We start from the raw sequence: 21217 nt of genomic DNA, 5'->3' as shown, positions 1-21217 counted from the left end.
TTCATGCGACAGCTTCTGACCTGAACGCGCCCGACAGGCTTTCCCACTATTTCACCAGGGGAAGGCAAGGCACCCCTCCCCAGCAGAAATAAAGAATAAGTATTCATTTTCGCTTGGCGGCACCCCAGGTCACAGAGGCCATTCCCCTGCTCTCCCGCCCTTTGGCACGCTCCCGCATCCCCGAGGCGATGGCCAGCCGCAGCGCATCACCATGGAGAGATGATGGGGGTAACCACCCGACTGGGCTCAATAATTCAACCTGGATCTCACTTTTTGCATTAACCCCCCATGCCAATTGATCTAGCGCAACTCCCACAGGGATAAATGATTATCCATTTTACCCATTTGGTATTATCTCCACGAGCAAATGCATAAAAATCATTTTCTATGCAGTCATAACAATTAATCGGCCTGCCATGCCCATCGACCATGGGCACAGATGTCCACGCACCAAGATGGAACGGTCAGGCTCGGCATGGACATTTTATCTGGGAGTGATGACCGTGGGTTCACATAACAAGCCATTTCGGCCGGGTCTGGCCGCCCTGCTGCTGACTGCCCTGCTGGGCACCAGCATGCTGGCACAGGCAGACGAGGCCACCCCCGAGGGCAAGATAGAGGCGCGCAGCGAGCTGTTCGCCAAGGATCACGCCGATCAGTTCAGCAGTTGGAAAAACACCAGCGAGAGCCGGGAGCGCACCGACGCCCTGGCGGAAGATCCGCAGATGGTGGTGCTCTGGGCCGGCTACCCCTTCTCCAAGGATTACAACAAGCCCCGCGGTCACTTCTATGCCCTGACGGACGTGCGCGAGACACTGCGCACCGGGGCACCGAAAACCGCCGAAGACGGTCCCCTGCCCATGGCCTGCTGGAGCTGCAAGGGCCCGGATGTGGCCCGCGTCATCGACGAGAAAGGCGAAGATGGCTACTTCAAGGGGATGTGGGCCAAGGGCGGGCCGGAAATCGTCAATACCATAGGCTGCGCCGACTGCCACGACACCGCCTCGAAAGAGTTCAAGGAAGGGAAACCTGCCCTGCACCTCTCCCGCCCCTATGCAGACCGCGCCATGACCGCCATCGGCAAACCGTTTAAGGAGCAGGGCCGCTTCGATCAACAGTCCCAGGTGTGCGGCCAGTGCCACGTGGAGTACTACTTCAATGGCCCCACCAAGGCGGTGAAATTCCCCTGGGACAAGGGCACCACTGTCGAGCAGATGGAAGAGTACTACGACGAAATCGGCTTCGCCGACTGGACCCATGCCCTCTCCAAGACCCCCATGCTCAAAGCCCAGCACCCCGAGTACGAGACCTGGCGCGCCGGCATTCACGGCCAGAACAACGTCGCCTGCGTCGACTGCCACATGCCCAAGGTGCAGAACGAGCAGGGCAAGGTCTACACGGATCACAAGGTGGGTAACCCCTTCGATCGCTTCGAGCAGACCTGCCGCAACTGCCACACCCAGAGCAAGGAGATGCTGCAGGGGGTGGTCAAGCAGCGCAAGGATGCGGTGACCGAGATCAAATTGAAGGTCGAGAAGCAGCTGGTGCACGCCCACTTCGAGGCCAAGGCGGCCTGGGATGCCGGCGCCACCGATGCCGAGATGAAGGACATTTTGCAAGACATCCGTCACGCCCAATGGCGCTGGGACTTCTCCATCGCCTCCCACGGGGTGCAGATGCACGCCCCTGAAGTGGCGCTGCGCATGCTGGGTACCGCCCTGGACAAGGCCGCCGACGCCCGCACCAAGCTGGCTCGCCTGCTGGCGGCCAAGGGGATCAGCCACGAGATCGCCATTCCTGACATCTCCAGCAAGGAGAAGGCCCAGGCCGCCCTTGGCATGGACATGAAGCAGATGAACGGCGACAAGGCCCAGTTCCTCAAGACCACAGTCCCCGCCTGGGATGCCGAGGCCAAAGCGGCCGGACGGCTCGCACAGTAACGAGATTTGCGGGCCCGCCGAGTCGGGCCCGCAATCGGATGGAGGCTTCCTATGGGTGATTTAACGATGGATTTCTTACGACTGATGCTGATGGCGGCCATGCTGCTGACCAGCCTGCAGGGCCAGGCTGCCGAGGCGACGATCGCGCCTGCGGCCCTGCCCCAAACGCATGACGTGGCGTTCTTGCGCAGCCCCGACAAGGCCTGCACCGACTGCCACAAGGAGCAGACCGAGGGGATGCATGGCAAGCATGGTCAGGCGACCAATCCCAACAACCTGGCACCTGTCACCTGCACCAACTGCCACGGCCAGCCCTCCCCCCAGCACAGGGAAGGGGTCAAGGACGTGATGCGCTTTAGCGACAGCTTCAATGAGAAGCAAGGTGACGATGGCTACCCCATCGCCGAGCAGAACGGGGTCTGCATGAGCTGCCACGAGCCCAAACCCCTGCGCGAGGCGCTCTGGGCCCACGACGTGCACGCCACCAAGCTCAGCTGCACCAGCTGTCACGCGCTGCACCCGGCCAAGGAACCCATGGTGGGGATAGCCGAAAAATCCCGCATCAAGATCTGCGTCGATTGCCACAGCAAGCAGCATCAAGCCAAGGCGGCCGGCCTGCAGGTCAATGCGGGCAAGGAGGCACCATGAGCTGCTCTCGTCGTGACTTTATGGCTGGCATGGGAGCGGGTGCGCTGATCATGATGACGGGGCCTGTTCGCGCGACGGCCCTCGCCCACAGCCAGGCCATAGACGGGGTGCGTTACGGCATGCTGCACGACGAGACGGCCTGCATCGGCTGTACCGCCTGCATGGATGCCTGCCGGGAGGTGAACCAGGTGCCACAGGGGGTCTCGCGGCTCGAGATCCTCCGCACCGGCCCCGTCGGCACCTTCCCCGATGCCGACTACCACTTCTTTCGCAAGTCCTGCCAGCACTGCGACAACGCCCCCTGCGTCCACGTCTGCCCGACCGGTGCCTCCCATATCCGCAAGGAGGATGGCATCGTCGACGTGGACCCGGACTTGTGCGTCGGCTGCATGTACTGTCTGGCCGCCTGCCCCTATCAGGTGCGCTTCATCAACCCGGTCACCCGGGTAGCGGACAAGTGCGATTTTTGCCGCAAGACCAACCTGGCGGCGGGCAAGGAGCCGGCCTGCGTGGCCTCCTGCCCCACCAAGGCGCTGGTGTTCGGCAATCTGGATGATCCCGATAGCCCCATAGCCAAACGGCTGGTGAAGGAGACCACTTATCGCTACAAGCAGGCGCTCGGCACCTCGCCCAAGATGTACCGCGTGCCCAAAGGGGAGATAACGTCATGACCATGCAAGCGGCATTTCACTTCCCCTCGCTGGTGTGGGGATTTGCCCCATCGCCGTCTACCCCGGCAATAACCCATGGAGGGAATGACCATGTGGTATGACGCATTTCACTTCCCTTCCCTTGTCTGGGACTGGCCGATCGCTATCTATCTGTTTCTGCTCGGCATCTCCGCCGGGGCTACTAGCCTCTCGGTGCTATTGCGCCGCAAGGGTGCTGGCAGCGAGAGCGGCATCATCAAGGCGACCGCCCTGCTGGCGCCACTCTCGGTGATCCTGGGGCTCTTGATCCTCATCTTCCACCTGGCCCGCCCCTGGACCTTCTGGAAGCTGATGTTCCACTACCAGTTCGATTCTGTGATGTCGATGGGGGTCATGCTGTTCCAGCTCTATATGGCGGTGCTGTTCGCCTGGCTGGCGGTGGTGTTTCGGGCCGAAATTGAGACCCTGCGCCGTCACCTGCTGAAAGAGAAGTTCGCCTTTGTGGATGGGCTGATCGCCCTGTTGGCCCGCGTCGAGCGGCTGTTGGCGCCGCTCTTGTTGCTGCTGGCGGTGCTGCTGGGGGCCTACACCGGCTTTCTGCTCTCGGCGCTCAAGACCTATCCGCTCTTGAACAACCCTGTGCTGCCGGTGCTCTTCCTGGTCTCCGGCATCAGCTCAGGGATCGCCTCCACCATCTTGCTGGCGGTGACCCTGTTCAAGGAGCACCACCACAGCCCGGGCGTGAGCTTTGTGCATAGCTTCGAGCGCCCCGTGTTGGCGGTAGAGGTGCTGCTGCTGGTCTGCTTCTTTACCGGTCTCTACTTCGGTGGCGGTCAGAAGGAGGTGGCCATGTGGGCCGCCATCGGCAGCGGCTTCTGGGCTCAGGTGTTCTGGGTCGGGGTGGTGGGGATCGGCATGCTGTTGCCCCAGCTGCTCTCCCTGCTGGCTCCGGCCGCGCTGCGGGAGCGAAACGGCCACCTGGTGCTGGTCTGCAGCCTGACCCTGGTGGGAATACTGCTGCTGCGCTACTTCGTGCTCTATGCCGGTCAGATGACGGTTGTATAAGGGGAAATGCATGATTTGTAGCAAAAGCGACCATACGACGTCGGCTTGCAGCATGACCCTGATGGGCATGCTGCTGTCTGATGCTGCGTCATCCTCGTATGCCGGCCAGATGACGGTTGTTTAAAAGTATGATCACCAGCGCCAGCCACCCTCGGGGGACTGGCGCTGGTTTGTTTCCAAGAGTGTGGATGTTATCCCCCAGCGCCGGTGCTGTGCAGACGCTGCGGCATAACATAAACGAATGAAACTGGAGGTTGTGTGCTGGCGGAGTTCGGCTATCTCTCACTGCTGCTGGCGGCGGCACTCTCCCTGCTGCAGGGCACCCTGCCCTGGCTGGGCTTGCGCCTCGCCTCCCCGACCCTGCTGCGCTGCGCCAAGCCGCTGGCGCTGCTCAATGCCGCCCTGCTCGGGGCGGCGCTGGGGCTGCTCGCCAGCTGCTTTGCCCGGGATGACTTCACCATCAGCTATGTGGCCCAGCACGCCAACAGCGCCCTGCCCATGGGCTTCAAGCTGGCGGCCGTGTGGGGAGGCCACGAGGGCTCCATGCTGTTCTTCGTCTTTGCGCTGGCGCTCTGGGGGGCGCTGGTCGGACTCTGCTCGAAACGGGTCGATCCATTGATCACCACTCGAGTGCTGGCCATCATGGGGCTGATCGTAGGGCTATTTGCCCTCTATACCCTGATCTTCTCCAGCCCCTTTGACCGCCAGTTCCCCGGGCCGCTTGAGGGGCGCGATCTCAACCCCATGCTGCAGGATATCGGCCTTATCATTCACCCCCCCTTGCTCTATCTCGGCTACGTCGGCTTTGCGGTCAACTTCGCCTTCGCCATGGCGGCGCTGCACTCGGGCCGACTGGACGGCGCCCTGGCTCACTGGAGCCGCCCCTGGGCGCTCGGCTCCTGGGTGTTTCTCACCGCCGGTATCCTGCTCGGCTCCTGGTGGGCCTATTACGAACTGGGCTGGGGCGGCTGGTGGTTCTGGGATCCGGTGGAGAATGCCTCCCTGCTGCCCTGGCTGCTGGGCACAGCCCTCTTGCATGCCCTCATTGTCTGCGAGAAGCGCGGCGCTTACGGCCACGGTGTGCTGCTGCTCTCCATCTTCACCTTCGCCCTGAGCCTGCTCGGCACCTTCGTGGTGCGCTCCGGGGTGCTCACCTCGGTGCACGCCTTCGCGGTGGACCCCAATCGCGGCCTCACCCTCTTGCTGCTGCTCGGCCTGTTATTGACCACGGCACTCACCCTGTTTGCCCTGCGGGCCGATACCCGCGCCCCCTACGCCCACTTCGGCTTCTGGTCAAAGGAGGGGCTGCTGGGCGCCGCCATACTGCTGCTGTCGGTGGCCTGCGCCTGCGTGCTGCTCGGCACCTTCTACCCCATGGTGTTCCAGTCCCTGCATCTGGGGTCGCTCTCGGTGGGCGCCCCCTATTTCAACGCTGTTTTCGTGCCGCTGGCGCTGGCGCTGATGGCACTGATGACCCAGATCCCGCGCCTGCGCTGGCAGGGGCTGATGGCATCCTCCCGCCTCAAGATGCTGCTGCCGCCCCTGCTAGGCCTGCTGGGGGGCGGCCTGCTCAGCCTCGCTTATCGCGAGCAGGGAACCCTGGGCTGGAGCGGCATCCTCGCCAATATGATAAGCCTCTGGCTCATCGCGAGCCTGCTGCTCAATGTCTCATTCAAGACCCATGGCCTGAGTGCCAACCGGCTCGGCAGCCTGCTGGCCCACCTCGGGGTGGCGGTGTGCGCCCTCGGCATCGCTCAGGTGAGCCACCACAGCCAGGAGGGGGGCACAGTGCTCTCTGCAGAGCGCCCCTATCGCCTCGGCGCCCATGAATTTCGTTACGAGGGGAGCGAGCCGCTGATCGGCCCCAACTACACGGCCGAGCGCATCACTGTCAGCGTGCACAAGGATGGCCGGGAGGTGACTAGGCTGGCCCCGGAGCGGCGCCACTACAGTGTGCGCACCATGAACATGAACGAACCCGGCATCCAGGGGGGCCTGTTTGGCGATCTCTACGTGGTGCTCGGCGAGAAGATGGGGCCCGATGCGTACGCCATGCGCCTGCACCACAAGCCGCTGGTGCGCTGGATCTGGCTGGGTGGCCTGCTGATGATGACGGGCGGCGCCCTGCGTCTGCTGGGGCGCAAGCCGTTGCTGGCAGCCCAACCGCATACCTCTGCACATCAAGTCGCGGGCTTGCTCCCCAAGGAGGCGCCATGAGAGCCCGCCTGCGCCTCTTCATGCCGCTCGTGCTCACCCTGGGGCTCGGCGCCCTGCTCTGGCTCGGCCTTGGCAACGACCCTTACCGCCAGGACGAGGCGACCCTGGGGCGCACCCTGCCGACCTGGCAGAGCGAAAACCTGCTGGATGGGGGGATTATTGATACCGCTGCGCTAAAAGGTGAGCCCTTCGTGCTCAACGTCTGGGCCAGCTGGTGCCCGAGCTGCCGCGCCGAGCATCAACTGCTCAGCGAGCTGGCGGGCACAGTGCCCCTCTACGGTCTCAACTATCGGGACAAGGGGGACGCGGCCCGCGCCTGGCTTATCCAGGCGGGCAACCCCTATAAAGCCGTGCTGGCAGACCCGAACGGCAAGCTGGCGCTGGAGCTCGGCGTCTACGGTACGCCGGAGACCTATCTCTTTGCCGCCGATGGCACCCTGCTCAGCCGCCACACGGGGGAGCTCACCAAGGAGGTCTGGCAGCGCCAGTTTGTGCCCCTGCTTGCCAGGGCCCGTGCCCTGCCCACCCCACAGGCGGAGGGGCAGCCATGAAGATCCGCCCCCTCATCAACCCGTTGCTGATGGCCATCACGCTGATCATCGCACTGAGCCCGGCGGCCACGGCAAGCGGGGTCGATACCTATCAGTTCCAGCACCCCGAGTTGCAAGCCCGGGCCCAGGATCTGGCCCGTGCCCTGCGTTGCCCCCAGTGCCAGAACCAGAACCTGGTGGAGTCCAACTCCACCATAGCCCGGGATCTGCGCCTCGAGGTCTACCGCTGGGTAGACGAGGGGCAGAGCGATGAACAGGTGATCGCCCGCATGACGGAGCGCTTTGGTGATTTCGTGCGCTACGATCCCCCCTTCAAGGGCAGCACAGCGCTGCTGTGGGGAGGGCCCATCCTGCTGCTGGGGCTGGCGCTTGCTCGCCTGCGCGCCAGCCTGCAGCGCAAACAGCAGATTCGCATGCCGCTGATTGGCGATAAGGAGCAAGGGAACCTGGCCCAGGATCCCAGGGCCGAGCTGAACCGGCGCATCATGGCAAGGGAGCAGGCAGGCCTCTCCCCCCATGATCCCCTCTATCGGGAGCTGACCGCCGCCCACCTTGCCAGTGCCACGCCTGCCGCCGAGCTGGCCCTGCGCGAGCGACTGACCCAGGCCCCCGGCCGCAGCGGGCGGCACGCGCGCCCCCTGCTGCTGCTCGGGATAGTGGCGATAGGCGCCGTTGCCGCCGGTTATGCCGCCAGCGGCCGCTATCAGGCCTGGCAGGCCTATCAGTCCCGCCCCGATCCCCTGGCGGGATTGAGCCCGCGGGATCTGCAGGACAAGGCGCTCGGCGCCCTGCACCAGCGGCTGCAGCGCAACCCCGCCGACCTCGAGGCCTGGGCCGAGCTCGGCCAGTTGTATCTGTATCGGGACGAGTACGACAACGCCCTGCTCGCCTACCAGCGCCTCGCCCTGCTGGAGGGGGGTGCCAGCGCCGCGACCCAGGCCGCTCAGGCAACAGTGCTCTACTACCAGGCGGGCCAGCGACTCACCCCACAGTCGCAACGCCTGCTCGATGACGCCCTCACTCAGGACAAGGGGGAAGTGAGCGCCCTGATGCTGCTCGCCTCCGATCACTTCCTGCACGGTCGCTACCGCCAGGCCATCACCCTGTGGCAGCAGCTGCTCGACAGCGAGCGCCCCCGCATCAACCGGGCCGCGCTGATCGAGGCCATCCAGACCGCGCGGATGATGGGAGGCTGACCGCTCTCATGATGGGGCTGGCCGCACGCATGATGGGGGCTGACCGCCCCCTGTCACGTTTGGCCCGCACCGGTGGTACCGGCAAGGATATTACTTGCCAACCTCCCGTCGGCGGCCGAACAATAGGCGTCCATTGAACCTGTTTTTGGAGCCTCTCCCATGATCCCCATTCGCTGTAAAACCGTCTCCGGTGTCGCCCTCTCAACGATTGATGGCGAAACAAAGCTGCTGGTGATGAAACGCGTAAAGGGCGGCTTCTGGTGCCATGTGGCGGGCACGGTCGAGGCGGGGGAAACCGGCTGGCAGACCATAGTGCGCGAATTTGGCGAGGAGACGGGCATCAAAGTGACCGAGCTCTATAACGGCCAATATCTGGAGCAGTTTTACGACGCTGCCACCAATTCCGTGATGGTGGTGCCTGTGTTCGTGGTCTATTGCCCGCCCCATCAGGCTGTGACTCTCAACAACGAGCACACCGAGTACCGCTGGTGTTCGCTCGCCGAGGCCAAGGCACTGGTCAGCTTTCCCGGACAGCAGGCGCTCTATGACCATGTCTGGCACCATTTTGTGGCGCGCAGCCCCTCGCCGCTGATGAGGGTGGCGCTGCGCTGATCCGAGTCGGCTGGCATCCCCCTCGCAGCCCCTGCCGGCGCCTATCTTCCAGACACAAAGAGGATTAATGGTGCCTTCGGTCCAATGCCGCCCCGGAAGGCGCAAAAAGAGTAGCAATGATTGGTCAGAAAGGGCATATAGTGCGCCCCATGACGGGCTGAACCAAGCCAATGTGCGTGCCATACATGGCTCATTATGAATCCCGTGAGAGGGCGCTATAGCCGTGAAATCGGTTATTTCAAGGTGAGCCATCCCATAAAATGGAAATATCGGGCCGTCAGACGTTGTGAAGCGTCAATTACCGTCATATAACTTAGCCAAATGTCCCTGTCAGTCGTAGTAGAGCCAAACCATGAACCTTCGTCCTTTTCTTCCCCTGCTGCTCGGCGCCTTCCTCCTTCCCGCCAGCATGGAAAGCGCCCATGCCAACCCGTTTTCTGCGACCTCCTCCTCCACCAACAGCCTGATAGCACCACGCACCAATCTCGCCCTGGGATCCGATGCCTTCGTGGTCGCCAACCCCAGAACCGGGGAGATCCTGGCTGAACGCAATGCCAATCGGGTGATGGCAATCGCCTCCATCACCAAGCTGATGACGGCACTGGTGGTGCTGGATGGCAACCAGCGCCTCAACGAGATGCTCACCGTCACCATGGACGATGTGGACAGGATCAAGGGCACCGGCTCCCGCCTGGCCATAGGCTCCCGTCTCAGCCGCGCCGACATGTTGCACATCGCCCTGATGTCGTCGGAAAACCGGGCCGCCTCGGCCCTGGCGCGACACTACCCCGGCGGTCGCCGCGCCTTTATCGAGGCGATGAACGCCAAGGCCCGCATGCTCGGCATGTGGAGCACCCATTTCGCCGACAGCACAGGCCTCAACCCGCGCAACGTCTCCAGCGCCCACGATCTCGCCAAGCTGGTGGCCAGCGCCTCCAGCTACCCGCTGATCCGCCAGTACTCCACCACAGAGCACAGACTGGTGCGCAACGGCAAACGCCAGATGCAGTACCACAACTCCAACCGCCTGGTGCGGGAAGGGAGCTGGCCCATCATGGTCTCCAAGACCGGCTACATCCGCGAGGCGGGTCGCTGCCTGGTGATGGACACCAGGGTCAACAATGAACCCGTGGTCATGGTGCTGCTTCACGCCAATACCACGGATGAGCGGGTGGCCGACGCCAAGAAGATCAGAACCTGGCTGGAAACTTCGGGCCGCATGACCCTGACCGCCCAGTCCACGCCCCGCACCAAGCTGTTCAGCAACCAGTAACGGTCACAGAAGGCCCCGCACCGACAGGTGCGGGGCCTTCTCATTGCACCTCTCCCCTCGCAAGCCGGAACGACCTCTTTCCCGTCCCACTGTGATCCCATCCTGGTTGCGCTTCGTTATGCAGGCAGAGATCGGTCAACCCAGTGAACGAGGCGGAACATGCACCTCAAACCCCATCTACCCGAGAAAGTCTGCCCCGTCTGCCAGCGTCCCTTCACCTGGCGGCGCAAGTGGGCCCGCTGCTGGCAGGAGGTGCGCTACTGCAGCGAACGCTGCCGCCGTCAGAAGGAGCACGCCTGATGGAGCTGCGCCTCATCCTCGGGGATCAACTGAACGCCGGTCACAGCTGGTTTCGCACGCCGGATCCCGCGGTCTGCTACCTGATGGCGGAGCTGCGCCAGGAGACGGACTACTGCCGCCACCATCGCCAGAAGGTGCTGGCCTTCTTTGCCGCCATGCGCGCCTTCGCCGCCGCCCTCACCAAGGCGGGCCACCGGATCTGCTACCTGACCCTGGACGAGAGCGCCTCCTGGCCCGATTTGCCCAGCTTGCTGGCGGCCCAGATCGCCCACCATCAAGCCGAGCGCTTTGCCTGGCAGAGCCCGGACGAGTGGCGCCTTGCCAACCAGTTGAAAACCTGGACAGCGGGCCTGCCCATCCCGACCGCCGAGGTGGACAGCGAACATTTTCTCACCCCCCGGGATGGCTGGCGGCACTACCCCCACAGCCGGATGGAGTTCTTCTACCGCGCCCTGCGAAAGCAGTACAAGGTGCTGCTTGATGAAAATGGCCAGCCCCTTGGCGGGCGCTGGAACTTTGACAGCGAGAACCGCGCCAGACTGCCGGAGCGCCAGCCCATCCCGGCAACCCTCACCTTTGCCAACGAGGTGAGCGACATCGATGCCATGCTGACCCGCCACGGCGTTGCCACCATTGGCACTGCGGATGCCAGCGCCCTGCCCTGGCCCGTCTCCCGGCGCCAGAGTCGCGCGCTGCTTGAGCACTTTCTGGTGCACTGCCTGCCCCACTTCGGCCGCTATCAGGACGCCCTGAGCGAGCGGGGCTTGAGCCTGTTCCACAGCCGCCTGTCGTTTTCGATGAACAGCAAGATGCTCCATCCCCTCGAGGTGATCCGTGCCGCGCAATCCCACTGGCAGGCCAATCAGGCCACCATCACCCTGGCACAGGTGGAGGGCTTCATTCGCCAGATCCTCGGCTGGCGCGAGTTTGTCCGCGCCCTCTACTGGGAAAAGATGCCGGACTATGGTCGCGTCAATGCCCTGGGGGCCGAGCGCCCCCTGCCCGGTTTCTTCTGGAGCGGGCAGACCCGGATGGCCTGCGTGCGCCACGCGATCCAGCAGTCCCTTGATCACGCCTATGCCCACCATATCCAGCGGCTGATGGTGACCGGCAACTTTGCCCTGCTGGCGGGGATCCATCCGGATGAGGTGGATGCCTGGTATCTCGGCATCTATGTGGATGCCATCGAGTGGGTGGAGCTGCCCAATACCCGCGGCATGAGCCAGTTTGCCGATGGCGGCCTGATGGGCAGCAAGCCCTACGCCAGCAGCGGCGCCTACCTGGAGCGGATGGGCCACTACTGCAAGGGGTGCCACTACGAGGTGAAGGAGCGCAGCGGGCCGGACAGTTGCCCGTTCAACAGCCTCTACTGGCACTTTCTATGGCGCTATCGGGAGAGGCTCGGCAGCCACCCTCGCCTCGCCCTGCCCTATGCCAACTGGGATGGTCAGCCAACCTCCCGGCAACAGGCAATCCTGGCGACGGCGGAGCACCATCTGCTCCACCTGGAACGACTCTGAATCGACCAGATTTCATGCCAGAAAGTGAGCAGATGACAACATTGAGAGCCAGTTAACAAAATGTGAATGGTGATAATCACCAATGATAACGACACCAGTTGAATATCCTGTGGCGGCTGATTAAGGTGGAGGCCCCAGTCAAGGAGAGACAAGATGGACATAGTGGTACTCGGTGGTGGCGTGGTCGGTGTGACCAGCGCCTGGTATCTGGCCAAAGCCGGTCACAAGGTGACCCTGCTGGAGCGGCGCGACGGGGTGGCCCTTGAAACCAGCCATGCCAATGCGGGTCAGATCTCCCCGGGTTATGCCTCTCCCTGGGCGGCCCCCGGCATTCCCCTCAAGGCGGCCAAATGGCTGCTGCAAAAACACGCCCCCTTCACTGTGCGCCCCACCTCGGATCCCTTCCAGCTGCGCTGGATGCTGAAGATGTTCGCCAACTGCACCCCGGCAGCCTATGCGGTCAACAAGGGGCGCATGGTGCGCCTGGCCGAATACAGCCGCGACTGCATGAAGCTTTTGCGCGACGAGCTGGCGCTGGACTACGAAGGGCGCCAGCTTGGCACCCTGCAACTGTTCCGAAGCCAGGCCCAGTGCGATGCCAGCCAGCGCGACATCGAAGTGCTGGAAGAGTACGGCGTCCCCTACCAGTCCCTGAATGCCGACGGCTGTGAAGAGGTGGAGCCCGCCCTGGCGCGGGTGCGCGGCAAGATAGTGGGCGGCCTGCGCCTGCCGGGGGACGAGACGGGGGACTGCTTCCGCTTCACCCAGGCCCTGGCTGACGAGGCACGGCGGCTCGGGGTGGAGTTCGTCTTCAACTGCGCCATCGACGAGGTTGAACTCGCCCAGGGGCGCGCCGTGGCGGTGCGTGCCGGCGAGCGGCGCTTCAAGGCCGACGCCATCGTCTGCGCTCTGGGCAGCTATGGCACCGGCTTCTTGCGCCCCCTCGGGATAGAGCTCCCCGTCTACCCGGTCAAGGGTTACTCCCTCACCCTGCCGATGACGGACGCCTCTGGGGCGCCGCGCAGCACTGTGCTGGATGAAACCTACAAGGTCGCCATCACCCGCTTCGATGAGCGGATCCGGGTGGGCGGCATGGCCGAACTCAGCGGCTTCAATCTGGCGCTCAACCCCAGACGCCACGACACCCTGGCCATGGTGGTGAGAGATCTCTTCCCCGAGGGGGGGGATCTGGAGCAGGCCAGCTTCTGGACCGGGCTGCGCCCCATGACCCCGGACGGCACCCCCCTGGTGGGCCCCAGCCCCATCCCGGGGCTCTGGCTCAACACAGGTCACGGCACCCTGGGCTGGACCATGGCGGCAGGCTCGGGCCAACTACTCAGCGACCTCATCTCGGGCAGCGCTCCGGCCATCAGCGACGAGGGGCTGACCCTGGCCCGCTACGGCTAGCCCGCAGGGCGCAATGCCAGATGCAAGAGAGGGAGTGCCTGGCACTCCCTCTCTTTATTCGCCTCTCTTCTATTCGCCCCCCTTCGCGGCGGCTTGGCAACCCGGCGCCAGCCCCGGCATCGACAGCCAGACCCGGGCCGGATCCGGCTCCTCGATGGCCGCCATCATCAGCTGCTCGCTCCAGCGTCTATGCAGTTGCCACAGCTGCGCCCCCGCCTCCCCCTGCCCCTTGGTGCACTGCTTGGCCACGTCCGCGGTGCGGTAGAAATAGCGCACCAGGGTGATGAGCTCGTGCTCGGGCCAGCGGCAGCCAAAGTGGCGCAGCCGCTCGGACCAGAAGGCTACCTGTCGCCCCTCGTGCTCCTGCTCGACCCCGTGCAGGGCGGGAATGAGATCCATCGCCTGCCACAGCGCCCCGTACCCGACGAAGCGCTCATCCAGCGCCTCCAGCGCCTCGTCCAGCATCAGCAGGGTCTGCGGCCAGCTGTTGGCCTGCTCGCGGATGCTCTCCTGCGCCTCGCACACCGCCGCCAGCCAGTCCAGGGCCAGCCGGCAGATGATGGCCTCCTTGTTGGGGAACAGATGGTAGAGCGACTTGATGCCCACCCCGGCGCGGGCGGCGATGGCGTTGGTGTTGAGGGCCGCAAACCCCTGCTCCTGCAACAGGGCCAGGGTGGCCTGCTCGATGCGGCTCGCCACCTCCTGGCTGCGCAGTTGCCTGGGTTGGCGCCGCATGCACAGTTCGGCCGGCAGCACGTGTTGTGACATTCTCTTCCCCCGATGCGGTCTCCGCCCCCAAGGGGCGACTGGTTGTCATAACTACATGATGAGACAAGGTAAACACAAGTCAAAAAAAGTGCAGCAATCACTGGCATTTTTCAGAATAGCTGCAATAACCATAAGTGCTCATATCTGCAGTAAAAACTGCAATTAACCCAAGGAGAGCGCGCTATGGATAGCAAACACCCCCGTCTCAGGCTGGGCGCCATCGCCCTGCTGGTGAGTGGCCTGTTCGGCTGCCAGCAAGACAGCAGTGAGCCGCCGCCCGGCAACACCCTCTATCTCAACGGCAAGATCCACACCCAGGATGGGCAACGCAGCCAGGCCGAGGCCATGGTGGTGCAAGGGGGCAAATTCACTTACGTGGGCTCACGCGAGGGGGCCGAGGCCCTGAAGAACAGTGCGACCCAGGTGGTGGATCTGCAAGGGAGGATGGTGCTGCCAGGGCTGCACGACAACCACATCCACCTGCTCGGCACTGTGGCGCTCGACATGTGCGATCTGGACGGCCAGAGCGTCAACCTGGATCAGCTCGCGGCCAAGATCAGCGAGTGCCTGCCCCGCTACGCCCCGGCCCCCGGGGACTGGCTGGTGGTCAACCAGTGGTCGCCCTATGACGGCAACACCCCCACCGCCACCCATGCCACCCTGCTGGCGGCCCTGGATGCGGCGGCGCCGAACAACCCCGTGATGCTGGCCGGGGTCGACGGCCATGCCGGCGGCTACAACTCCCAGGCGCTGGCGCTGGCACAGGACGAGGACGGCAATGTGGTCGGCTTCAATGCCACCACCCTGGCCCCGGGCGGCGTGTTCGAGGCCTTCATCCCCTATGTGGATCTGGCGACCGGCGTGATCCGGGACGCGGCCCGCAGCGCCATTGCAGTCCCCGACACCGGGGTGCTGAGCGCGGAGGGGGAACAGGCGGAGGCCCAGTATGACAAGATACTCCCCGCCATCTCCGAGCTGATGGCGTCCCGCGGCATCACAGGGGTGCAGGATGCCTGCGCCAACGACTTCATCCGGGAGCGGATGCTCAAGATGCAGGACCAGGATCTGCTGCACATGCGCGTCACCGCTGCCACCTGCTTCAACCAGGATGACTACAGCGGCAAGCTGGACATCGACGGGCACCTGGCCAAGGCGAACCAGGTGCGTGACGCCTTCAAAGGCAACCCCCTGATCAAGGCCGATGCAGTCAAGATCTTCCTCGACGGCGTGCTGGAGGGGGATCCCTTCACCAGCCCCCCCTTCCTGCCCAATGCCGGCATGCTGGAGAACTACCACAGTCCCCATCTGGCCCTGGATCCCGACAGCGGCGAGGTGAGCATCACAGCGGACAGCGAGGATGCGGGCAGCAACGGCATCGTCAACTACAAGGAGGCGGATCTGACGCGCTACGTCACTGCGCTGGATGGGGCCGGATTTGGCATCCACATGCACAGCATCGGCGATCGCAGCACCCGGGTAGCCCTCGATGCCCTGGAGGCGGCCCGCGCCAGCAACGGGGAGAGCGGCATCCCCCACACCCTGGCCCACCTGCAGGTGGTGCACCCGGACGATCAGAAACGCCTCGGCGAGCTTGGCCTCTACCTCACCTTCACCTATGCCTGGACCACGCCCCAGCTTGCCTACGACATGCTGGTCAGCCCCTTCATCCAGCCAACCAGGGTGGGACAGTCCCTGAGCGAGGCCATCTACGACCCCATGGGCTATCTCCATGACGCCCTCTACCCGGTCGAGAGTTCGCGCCAGGCTGGCGCCGTGCTGGTGGCGGGCAGCGACGCCCCGGTGGACAGCCGGGACCCGCGCCCGTTCGAGAACATGGCCGCCGGCATAGTGAAGGCGGCCGGCAGCGGCGACGACTTCAGGGCCAGTCAGCGCACCTCCCTTGCCGAGATGCTGGCCGCCTACACCATCAACGGCGCCAGGGCGGTACGTCAGGAGGCGATCACCGGCTCCATCGAGGCAGGCAAGTCGGCGGACTTCATCGTGCTGGACCGGGACTTGTTCGCCCTGGTCAAGGCCGGCACGCCGGAGCAGATTGCACAGACTCGGGTCGAGCAGACGGTCTTCATGGGGGAGACCGTCTACCCCAAACCCTGAACAAAACGGGCCCCGCAAGGGGCCCGCTTCTTATGGCTCGCAGGCGGGCGCTTCCTCCGCCTGCCCGGGTTGCAGGGCCAGGGTGAAGAGGGCCGCCACCATGTCGGACTGGGTGATGATGCCCACCAGCCGCTCCCCTTCCACCACAGGCATATGGTGCAAGCCCCCGTCGGAGAAGGTTTCCACCAGATCGTAGAGGGGTTGGTAGCGCCGCGCCGTCTGTACCTCCCGGGTCATCAGATCCGCCACCCGCAATTGCTCGAGCGCCTCCCGCCCCCTGGGCTGGCGGCTCTCCCTGTCGATCATCAGATCATGCAGGGTGATGATGCCCGCCAATCGGCCCTCTTCGTCCGCCACCGGCAACGCCTTGATCTGATGGTGAGAGAGCAGATCCCAGGCCGCCATGGCTGACGCCTCTGGGGAGCTGACCACCAGATCCCGCGACATCACATCCTGACAGCGCACCGTGCCCACTCGCCCCCGCAGGGCGTGCAGCTGGGCCTCCTGCAGCAGCTCCTGCAGATCCTGGCGGCTGATGTCGAGCAGCTCCCCGTGCTTGTCCAGGGCAAAGTCGATGTCCTGGGTGGCCAACCGGGCGCTCGGCTGGGGATCCGCCGTCTGGTGACGATTGGGCACCACCTTGCCGCCATTGGGATAACGGCGCCCCAAGGCGCGGTTGTAGAGCAGCCCCAGGCTCAGCAGCAGCAGGGAGTTGAGCAGCACAGGCAGCAGCACATAGCCCACCCCCAGCGCCCGGATCCCCTCGCCGCCGATGACGGCGGTCAGGGCCACGGCCCCGCCGGGGGGGTGCAGGCTGCGGGTGAGGAACATGGCGGCGATGGCCAGCATCACCGCCAGGGCCGAGGCGAGGGCCATGTCCGGCACCAGGCTGGCACTCAGTACCCCCATCAGCGCCGAGACCCCGTTGCCCACCAGGATGGACCAGGGCTGGGCCAGGGGGCTCGCCGGGGCGGCAAACAGCAGCACGGCGGAGGCCCCCATGGGGGCGATCAGCCAGTGCACCTCCAGCCCCAGCCCCCACTGGCAGAGCCAGGCGGTGCCCAGCAATCCGACGAAGGCGCCGAGGGCACCGTAACAACTCTCTTTGAGGCTGGTATTGGTCGATACCGGCAAAAAATCCCTGAACTGCATCCTGCTCCCGAAGACGATAACATTTATTTCAAATGCGCAATTCTAGCCAGTAACCCCGGTCCAATACCAGCCCGCCAGGGGTTGCCCCCCCGGCTTATCGCCCGCTGATCCTGCCGCCACCGGCTCCACGGCACTTTTTCCTCCCTCTTAACGCTGGCTTAAGGGTCGGCTGTCACCTTGCTGCCATCCTCATGAACGGAGCCAAACGCTATGAAGACTCTCAGAGATGCCCTGCGCCGCTTCGATGGCCAGCGCCGCAGCTGGACCGCCGGGCTGGAGCGGGCCACCCTCGTCTGGCTGGCCAGACGGGGCCGCCTGCCCCCCTCACCTCAGGCGCCCCGGCGGATCCTGGTCATTCGCAGCACCAACCGCATCGGCAACAACCTCTTCCTGCTGCCCTTCCTGCAGCGGCTGAGACGGGATCACCCCAACGCCGAGATCGAGCTGGTGTGCAGCGGCGGCCCCTTGCTCCCCTTTCTCGCCGATCTGCAACTGGGGGCCATCCATCGGGTCCGCTTGCAGGGCAAGCAGCTGATCGGCGCCCTGGCGGTGCTGTGGCGCCTGCGCCAGCGGCACTATGACAGCGTCTATGTGCCCTTCGCCTCCAGCACGGATCACCTGATCGCCGCCTGGGTGCGGGCCGGCGAGAAGTTCGGCTTTGACGACGCCAGGGGGGATGCCCTGTTCGATCAGCCCCTCCGCCCCGACAGTGGCTGCCACTACGCCCACCAGCCCCTGCAACTGCTCGGTCGCCATGGCAACCCGGCGGAGCAGATTGAGCTTGGCAGCGTGCTCCTGGCCCCCTGCCCGCCGCTGGCCGCGTTGCGGCGGGCCCACCCGGGCCGTCCCCTCATCGGCTTCTTCACCGGCGCCCGCAAGGGCAAGGGGCTCTCCGCCACCCAGTGGCGGCGACTGCTCGGGGATCTGCGCCGCCACAGTCCCGATGCTCTGCTGATCCAGCTCGAAGATCCGGCTTCCCCCCAACCCCTGCTGGGGGATCTGCACCTATCCCTGGCCAGCATGAGCGAGCTGGCCCGCTTCACCCGTGGCCTCGCCCTCTTCGTCAGCGCCGACACAGGTCCCCTGCATCTGGCTGCCGCGAGCGGCGTGCCCTGCCTCGGCCTCTTCACCCAGACAGACCCGGCGCGCTACGGCTGCCTCGGCGCCCAGCACCTCAATCTGGTGATCGAGGATCGCAATGCCATCCCCCTCGACGGGTACTGGCTGGCCGAGGCGCTGGCGCGGGAGGCGCCATCGCAGGGGTGGCACAGGCCGCAAAGCCCAGCACCATACCCGCAAACCGGTGTCCCCCTGCTGCTTACCCCCTGAGGGGGCCTCAAGGCCCTCATGCAAAAAAGAGGGAAGGCGTGCGCCTTCCCTCTGTCGTTATCTCAGTGCTCTTGCATTGTCTGCCGAGCAGTAAGAGCCTGCTCAGGCCAGTTCGACTCGCAGCGCCCGGGTCGCATCGACCATCACCTTGAGGGCAGCCGTGGTCTCTTCCCAGCCGCGGGTCTTGAGGCCGCAGTCCGGGTTGACCCAGAGCCGCTCGGCCGGGATCTGTCTGGCCGCCTTGCGGATAAGGTCTTCAATCCAGCCCTGGCTCGGCACGTTCGGCGAGTGGATGTCGTAGACGCCCGGCCCGATCTCGTTGGGGTAGTTGAAGCGCTCGAACGCTTCGAGCAACTGCATCTGGCTGCGGCTCGTCTCTATGGTGATGACGTCCGCGTCCAGCGCCGCCACCGCCTCTATGATGAGGTTGAAGTCGCTGTAACACATGTGGGTGTGGATCTGGGTGCTGTCCACCACTGGGCTGGCGCTCAGGCGGAAGGCGCGCACCGCCCAATCCAGGTAAGCCTGATGATCCTGCTTGCGCAGGGGCAGCCCTTCGCGGATGGCCGGTTCGTCGATCTGGATGATCTTGATGCCGGCGGCTTCTAGATCTGCCACCTCGTCGCGAATGGCCAGGCCAATTTGCAGGGCGGACTGCTCGCGGCTCACGTCTTCCCGGGGGAAGGACCAGCAGAGAATAGTCACGGGCCCGGTCAGCATCCCCTTCACCGGCTTGTCGGTCAGACTCTGGGCGAACTTGGTCCACGCCAGCGTCATGGGGGTCGGGCGGTCAATATCCCGGGTGATCACCGGCGGCTTGACGCAGCGGGAGCCATAGCTCTGCACCCAGCCGAAGCGGGTGATGGCAAAGCCGTCCAGCAGTTCGCCGAAATACTCCACCATGTCGTTGCGCTCGGCCTCGCCGTGCACCAGCACGTCCAGCCCGATTGCTTCCTGACGCGCGATGGCATCCTTGATCTGGGCCTGAATGCCCGCCTCGTAGGCAGCGTCGTCGATGCGACCGGCCCGCCACTCCTGGCGCAGCAACCGGATGTCGGAGGTCTGCGGGAAGGAGCCGATAGTGGTGGTGGGCAAGAGCGGCAGCTTGAGATCAATGCGCTGGGCCTCGGCGCGCACCGGATAGGTGCTCAAGCGATCGAAGTCGCTGTTGGTGAGGCTGGCGAGCCGCGACTGCACCGCACGCTTGTGGACCCGGCTGTCGGACTCCCGATCCACGATGGGCTGGCTGTAGGCGGTGATCTTGTCCAGATCCCCTCCGTCCAGGTAGTCGGAGAGCAGCCCCAGCTCGTAGCACTTTTGCAGGGCGAAGGCGAACCAGCTGCGGGTCTGGGGATCCAGTTCATGCTCCAGGGTCAAGTCCACCGGGCTGTGCAGCAGGGAGCAGGAAGAGGCAACCCAGAGCTGCTCGCCGAGCTTATCCTTCAGCGCTTTTAGCGTCGGCGCCAGCTTGCCCAGGTTGGCACGCCAGACGTTGCGGCCGTTGATGACGCCAGCGGAAAGCACCCACTGGGCCGGCAGGTGCGGGACCAGGGTCTCGAGCTGCTCGGGGGCGGCCACCAGATCCAGGTGCAGGCCATCCACCTTCAGGCTGGTGATGATGTCGCGCTGATGGGCAACCGAGCCGAAATAGGTGGTGAGCAGCAGCTTGCAGGGACCGCTCAGGCGCTCGTAAGCGTTGAGGTAAGCCAGACGCCACTCGTCCGGCAGGTCCAGCGCCAGGGCCGGCTCGTCGATCTGTACCCATTCCACTCCCTGGGATGCCAGTTTCGCCAGGATCTCCTGATAGACGATCAGCAGGCGGTCGAGCAATTCCAGACGAGAGAAGCCGCTCTCTTTCTCCTTGCCGAGCCAGAGGTAGGAGACCGGGCCCAGCAGCACCGCCTTGACCGGCAGCCCCAGCGCCTTGGCCTCTTCGACCTCTTCAAAGAGTTGGCTCCAGCCCAGCTTGAAGCGCTGGTCGCGGCTGAACTCGGGCACCAGGTAGTGATAGTTGGTGTTGAACCACTTGGTCATCTCGGCGGCGGCAGTTGCGGGGCCGGTCGGCGCACGGCCACGGGCTACCCGGAACAGGGTGTCGAGATCGGTGTCCCCATGGCGGTGACGGGCAGGCACGGCGTCCACCAGCAGGCTGGTGCCGAGCACTTGGTCGTACCAGGCGAAGTCGCCCACTGGCAGCAGGTTGACCCCGGCGGTGCGCTGGGCCTGCCAGTGGCGTTCCCGCAGGCTCTTGCCCACGGCGACCAGCTCGGCCTGGGTGGTCTCGCCGCGCCAGTAGGATTCCAGGGCAAATTTCAACTCGCGCTTGGCGCCGATACGGGGGAAGCCCAGAGTGTGTGCTCGTGTCATAGGTCCAATTCCTTATGCTCATTCATCTGATGGGAAACTGGATGATTTAGCCATCCAGATGTTTACACATCTAGAGTGACGAGATAAGGTGGCCTTGGCTATTGAAT

At 64.5% G+C, this 21217-nt stretch carries 17 protein-coding genes; 14 read left to right on the top strand and 3 right to left on the bottom strand.

Annotated elements, in window-relative coordinates:
• Nucleotides 1-497: 497 nt before the first annotated feature.
• The 12 genes from nrfA (at nucleotide 498) to ACFWHB_RS09655 (ending at nucleotide 13379) form a co-directional block, all read left to right on the top strand.
• The gene (gene nrfA, locus ACFWHB_RS09710; RefSeq protein WP_163137867.1) at nucleotides 498-1940 is read left to right on the top strand and encodes an ammonia-forming nitrite reductase cytochrome c552 subunit; all 1443 of its coding nucleotides are present in this window, start codon (nucleotides 498-500) and stop codon (nucleotides 1938-1940) included.
• Between the two features lie 51 nt (nucleotides 1941-1991).
• Nucleotides 1992-2588 carry a cytochrome c nitrite reductase pentaheme subunit gene (gene nrfB / locus ACFWHB_RS09705; RefSeq protein ID WP_395950062.1) on the top strand — a complete coding sequence of 199 codons (597 nt, stop codon included), beginning with the start codon at nucleotides 1992-1994 and terminating at the stop codon, nucleotides 2586-2588.
• A complete protein-coding gene (locus ACFWHB_RS09700) occupies nucleotides 2585-3259 on the top strand; it encodes a 4Fe-4S dicluster domain-containing protein (RefSeq protein ID WP_395950061.1) in 675 nt (224 codons plus the stop codon). The genes nrfB and ACFWHB_RS09700 overlap by 4 nt, the downstream gene beginning before the upstream one ends.
• A gap of 90 nt (nucleotides 3260-3349) precedes the next feature.
• Nucleotides 3350-4303 (top strand): cytochrome c nitrite reductase subunit NrfD, encoded by a 954-nt coding sequence (gene nrfD, locus ACFWHB_RS09695; RefSeq protein ID WP_234689858.1) that lies wholly within the window; start codon nucleotides 3350-3352, stop codon nucleotides 4301-4303.
• Between the two features lie 258 nt (nucleotides 4304-4561).
• Complete coding sequence (nrfE, locus tag ACFWHB_RS09690) at nucleotides 4562-6520, top strand: heme lyase NrfEFG subunit NrfE (protein WP_395950060.1); 1959 nt, start codon at nucleotides 4562-4564, stop codon at nucleotides 6518-6520.
• Nucleotides 6517-7071, top strand: a complete 555-nt coding sequence (locus ACFWHB_RS09685) for a DsbE family thiol:disulfide interchange protein (RefSeq protein WP_395950058.1) — start codon at nucleotides 6517-6519, stop codon at nucleotides 7069-7071. The genes nrfE and ACFWHB_RS09685 overlap by 4 nt, the downstream gene beginning before the upstream one ends.
• Entirely contained in the window at nucleotides 7068-8267 is a 1200-nt protein-coding gene (nrfF, locus tag ACFWHB_RS09680) for a heme lyase NrfEFG subunit NrfF (RefSeq protein WP_395950057.1), read from the top strand. Before ACFWHB_RS09685 ends, nrfF begins: the two co-directional genes overlap by 4 nt.
• Before the next feature lie 159 nt (nucleotides 8268-8426).
• The gene (locus tag ACFWHB_RS09675) at nucleotides 8427-8879 is read left to right on the top strand and encodes an NUDIX hydrolase (RefSeq protein WP_395950056.1); all 453 of its coding nucleotides are present in this window, start codon (nucleotides 8427-8429) and stop codon (nucleotides 8877-8879) included.
• A gap of 352 nt (nucleotides 8880-9231) precedes the next feature.
• On the top strand, nucleotides 9232-10152 hold the full coding sequence (gene pbpG, locus ACFWHB_RS09670) for a D-alanyl-D-alanine endopeptidase (protein ID WP_139744283.1): 921 nt from the start codon (nucleotides 9232-9234) through the stop codon (nucleotides 10150-10152).
• Nucleotides 10153-10311: 159 nt separating this feature from the next.
• Nucleotides 10312-10452: a DUF2256 domain-containing protein gene (locus tag ACFWHB_RS09665; RefSeq protein WP_163137860.1), complete on the top strand. Its 141-nt coding sequence runs from the start codon at nucleotides 10312-10314 to the stop codon at nucleotides 10450-10452.
• Nucleotides 10452-11972, top strand: coding sequence for a cryptochrome/photolyase family protein (locus tag ACFWHB_RS09660; protein WP_395950055.1), 1521 nt, complete (start codon nucleotides 10452-10454; stop codon nucleotides 11970-11972). The genes ACFWHB_RS09665 and ACFWHB_RS09660 overlap by 1 nt, the downstream gene beginning before the upstream one ends.
• 153 nt (nucleotides 11973-12125) lie before the next feature.
• On the top strand, nucleotides 12126-13379 hold the full coding sequence (locus tag ACFWHB_RS09655) for a D-amino acid dehydrogenase (RefSeq protein ID WP_395950054.1): 1254 nt from the start codon (nucleotides 12126-12128) through the stop codon (nucleotides 13377-13379).
• Between the two features lie 69 nt (nucleotides 13380-13448).
• Here the strand turns inward: ACFWHB_RS09655 and ACFWHB_RS09650 are convergent, their stop codons facing one another.
• A complete protein-coding gene (locus ACFWHB_RS09650) occupies nucleotides 13449-14147 on the bottom strand; it encodes a TetR/AcrR family transcriptional regulator (RefSeq protein WP_395950053.1) in 699 nt (232 codons plus the stop codon).
• Nucleotides 14148-14330: 183 nt separating this feature from the next.
• Here ACFWHB_RS09650 and ACFWHB_RS09645 point away from each other — a divergent pair, with 183 nt between their 5' ends.
• Complete coding sequence (locus ACFWHB_RS09645; RefSeq protein WP_395950052.1) at nucleotides 14331-16262, top strand: amidohydrolase; 1932 nt, start codon at nucleotides 14331-14333, stop codon at nucleotides 16260-16262.
• Nucleotides 16263-16292: 30 nt separating this feature from the next.
• Here the strand turns inward: ACFWHB_RS09645 and ACFWHB_RS09640 are convergent, their stop codons facing one another.
• Complete coding sequence (locus tag ACFWHB_RS09640; protein WP_395950051.1) at nucleotides 16293-17414, bottom strand: HPP family protein; 1122 nt, start codon at nucleotides 17412-17414, stop codon at nucleotides 16293-16295.
• A gap of 210 nt (nucleotides 17415-17624) precedes the next feature.
• Between ACFWHB_RS09640 and ACFWHB_RS09635 the strand changes: the two genes are divergently transcribed.
• Complete coding sequence (locus tag ACFWHB_RS09635; protein ID WP_395950050.1) at nucleotides 17625-18743, top strand: glycosyltransferase family 9 protein; 1119 nt, start codon at nucleotides 17625-17627, stop codon at nucleotides 18741-18743.
• A 102-nt stretch (nucleotides 18744-18845) separates the two neighbouring features.
• On the opposite strand, the gene metE is transcribed toward ACFWHB_RS09635, so the two are convergent.
• Nucleotides 18846-21110, bottom strand: a complete 2265-nt coding sequence (gene metE / locus ACFWHB_RS09630) for a 5-methyltetrahydropteroyltriglutamate--homocysteine S-methyltransferase (protein WP_395950049.1) — start codon at nucleotides 21108-21110, stop codon at nucleotides 18846-18848.
• Between the last annotated feature and the right edge of the window lie 107 nt (nucleotides 21111-21217).

The organism is Aeromonas mytilicola subsp. aquatica, from assembly GCF_044336385.1.
Lineage (GTDB): Bacteria > Pseudomonadota > Gammaproteobacteria > Enterobacterales > Aeromonadaceae > Aeromonas > Aeromonas rivipollensis.
The sequence above is the reverse complement of the archived record's forward strand: the minus strand, read 5'-3'. Positions and strand labels throughout refer to the sequence as shown.

Excerpts from the sequence above, each read along its gene's own strand:
- nrfD (WP_234689858.1), top strand. The coding sequence starts at position 3,350 with ATGTGGTATGACGCATTTCACTTCCCTTCCCTTGTCTGGGACTGGCCG.
- ACFWHB_RS09645 (WP_395950052.1), top strand. The coding sequence starts at position 14,331 with ATGGATAGCAAACACCCCCGTCTCAGGCTGGGCGCCATCGCCCTGCTG.
- ACFWHB_RS09700 (WP_395950061.1), top strand. The coding sequence starts at position 2,585 with ATGAGCTGCTCTCGTCGTGACTTTATGGCTGGCATGGGAGCGGGTGCG.
- ACFWHB_RS09650 (WP_395950053.1), bottom strand. The coding sequence starts at position 14,147 with ATGTCACAACACGTGCTGCCGGCCGAACTGTGCATGCGGCGCCAACCC.
- ACFWHB_RS09655 (WP_395950054.1), top strand. The coding sequence starts at position 12,126 with ATGGACATAGTGGTACTCGGTGGTGGCGTGGTCGGTGTGACCAGCGCC.
- ACFWHB_RS09660 (WP_395950055.1), top strand. The coding sequence starts at position 10,452 with ATGGAGCTGCGCCTCATCCTCGGGGATCAACTGAACGCCGGTCACAGC.
- ACFWHB_RS09675 (WP_395950056.1), top strand. The coding sequence starts at position 8,427 with ATGATCCCCATTCGCTGTAAAACCGTCTCCGGTGTCGCCCTCTCAACG.
- pbpG (WP_139744283.1), top strand. The coding sequence starts at position 9,232 with ATGAACCTTCGTCCTTTTCTTCCCCTGCTGCTCGGCGCCTTCCTCCTT.
- ACFWHB_RS09665 (WP_163137860.1), top strand. The coding sequence starts at position 10,312 with ATGCACCTCAAACCCCATCTACCCGAGAAAGTCTGCCCCGTCTGCCAG.
- nrfF (WP_395950057.1), top strand. The coding sequence starts at position 7,068 with ATGAAGATCCGCCCCCTCATCAACCCGTTGCTGATGGCCATCACGCTG.
- ACFWHB_RS09685 (WP_395950058.1), top strand. The coding sequence starts at position 6,517 with ATGAGAGCCCGCCTGCGCCTCTTCATGCCGCTCGTGCTCACCCTGGGG.
- nrfB (WP_395950062.1), top strand. The coding sequence starts at position 1,992 with ATGGGTGATTTAACGATGGATTTCTTACGACTGATGCTGATGGCGGCC.
- nrfA (WP_163137867.1), top strand. The coding sequence starts at position 498 with ATGACCGTGGGTTCACATAACAAGCCATTTCGGCCGGGTCTGGCCGCC.
- ACFWHB_RS09640 (WP_395950051.1), bottom strand. The coding sequence starts at position 17,414 with ATGCAGTTCAGGGATTTTTTGCCGGTATCGACCAATACCAGCCTCAAA.
- ACFWHB_RS09635 (WP_395950050.1), top strand. The coding sequence starts at position 17,625 with ATGAAGACTCTCAGAGATGCCCTGCGCCGCTTCGATGGCCAGCGCCGC.
- metE (WP_395950049.1), bottom strand. The coding sequence starts at position 21,110 with ATGACACGAGCACACACTCTGGGCTTCCCCCGTATCGGCGCCAAGCGC.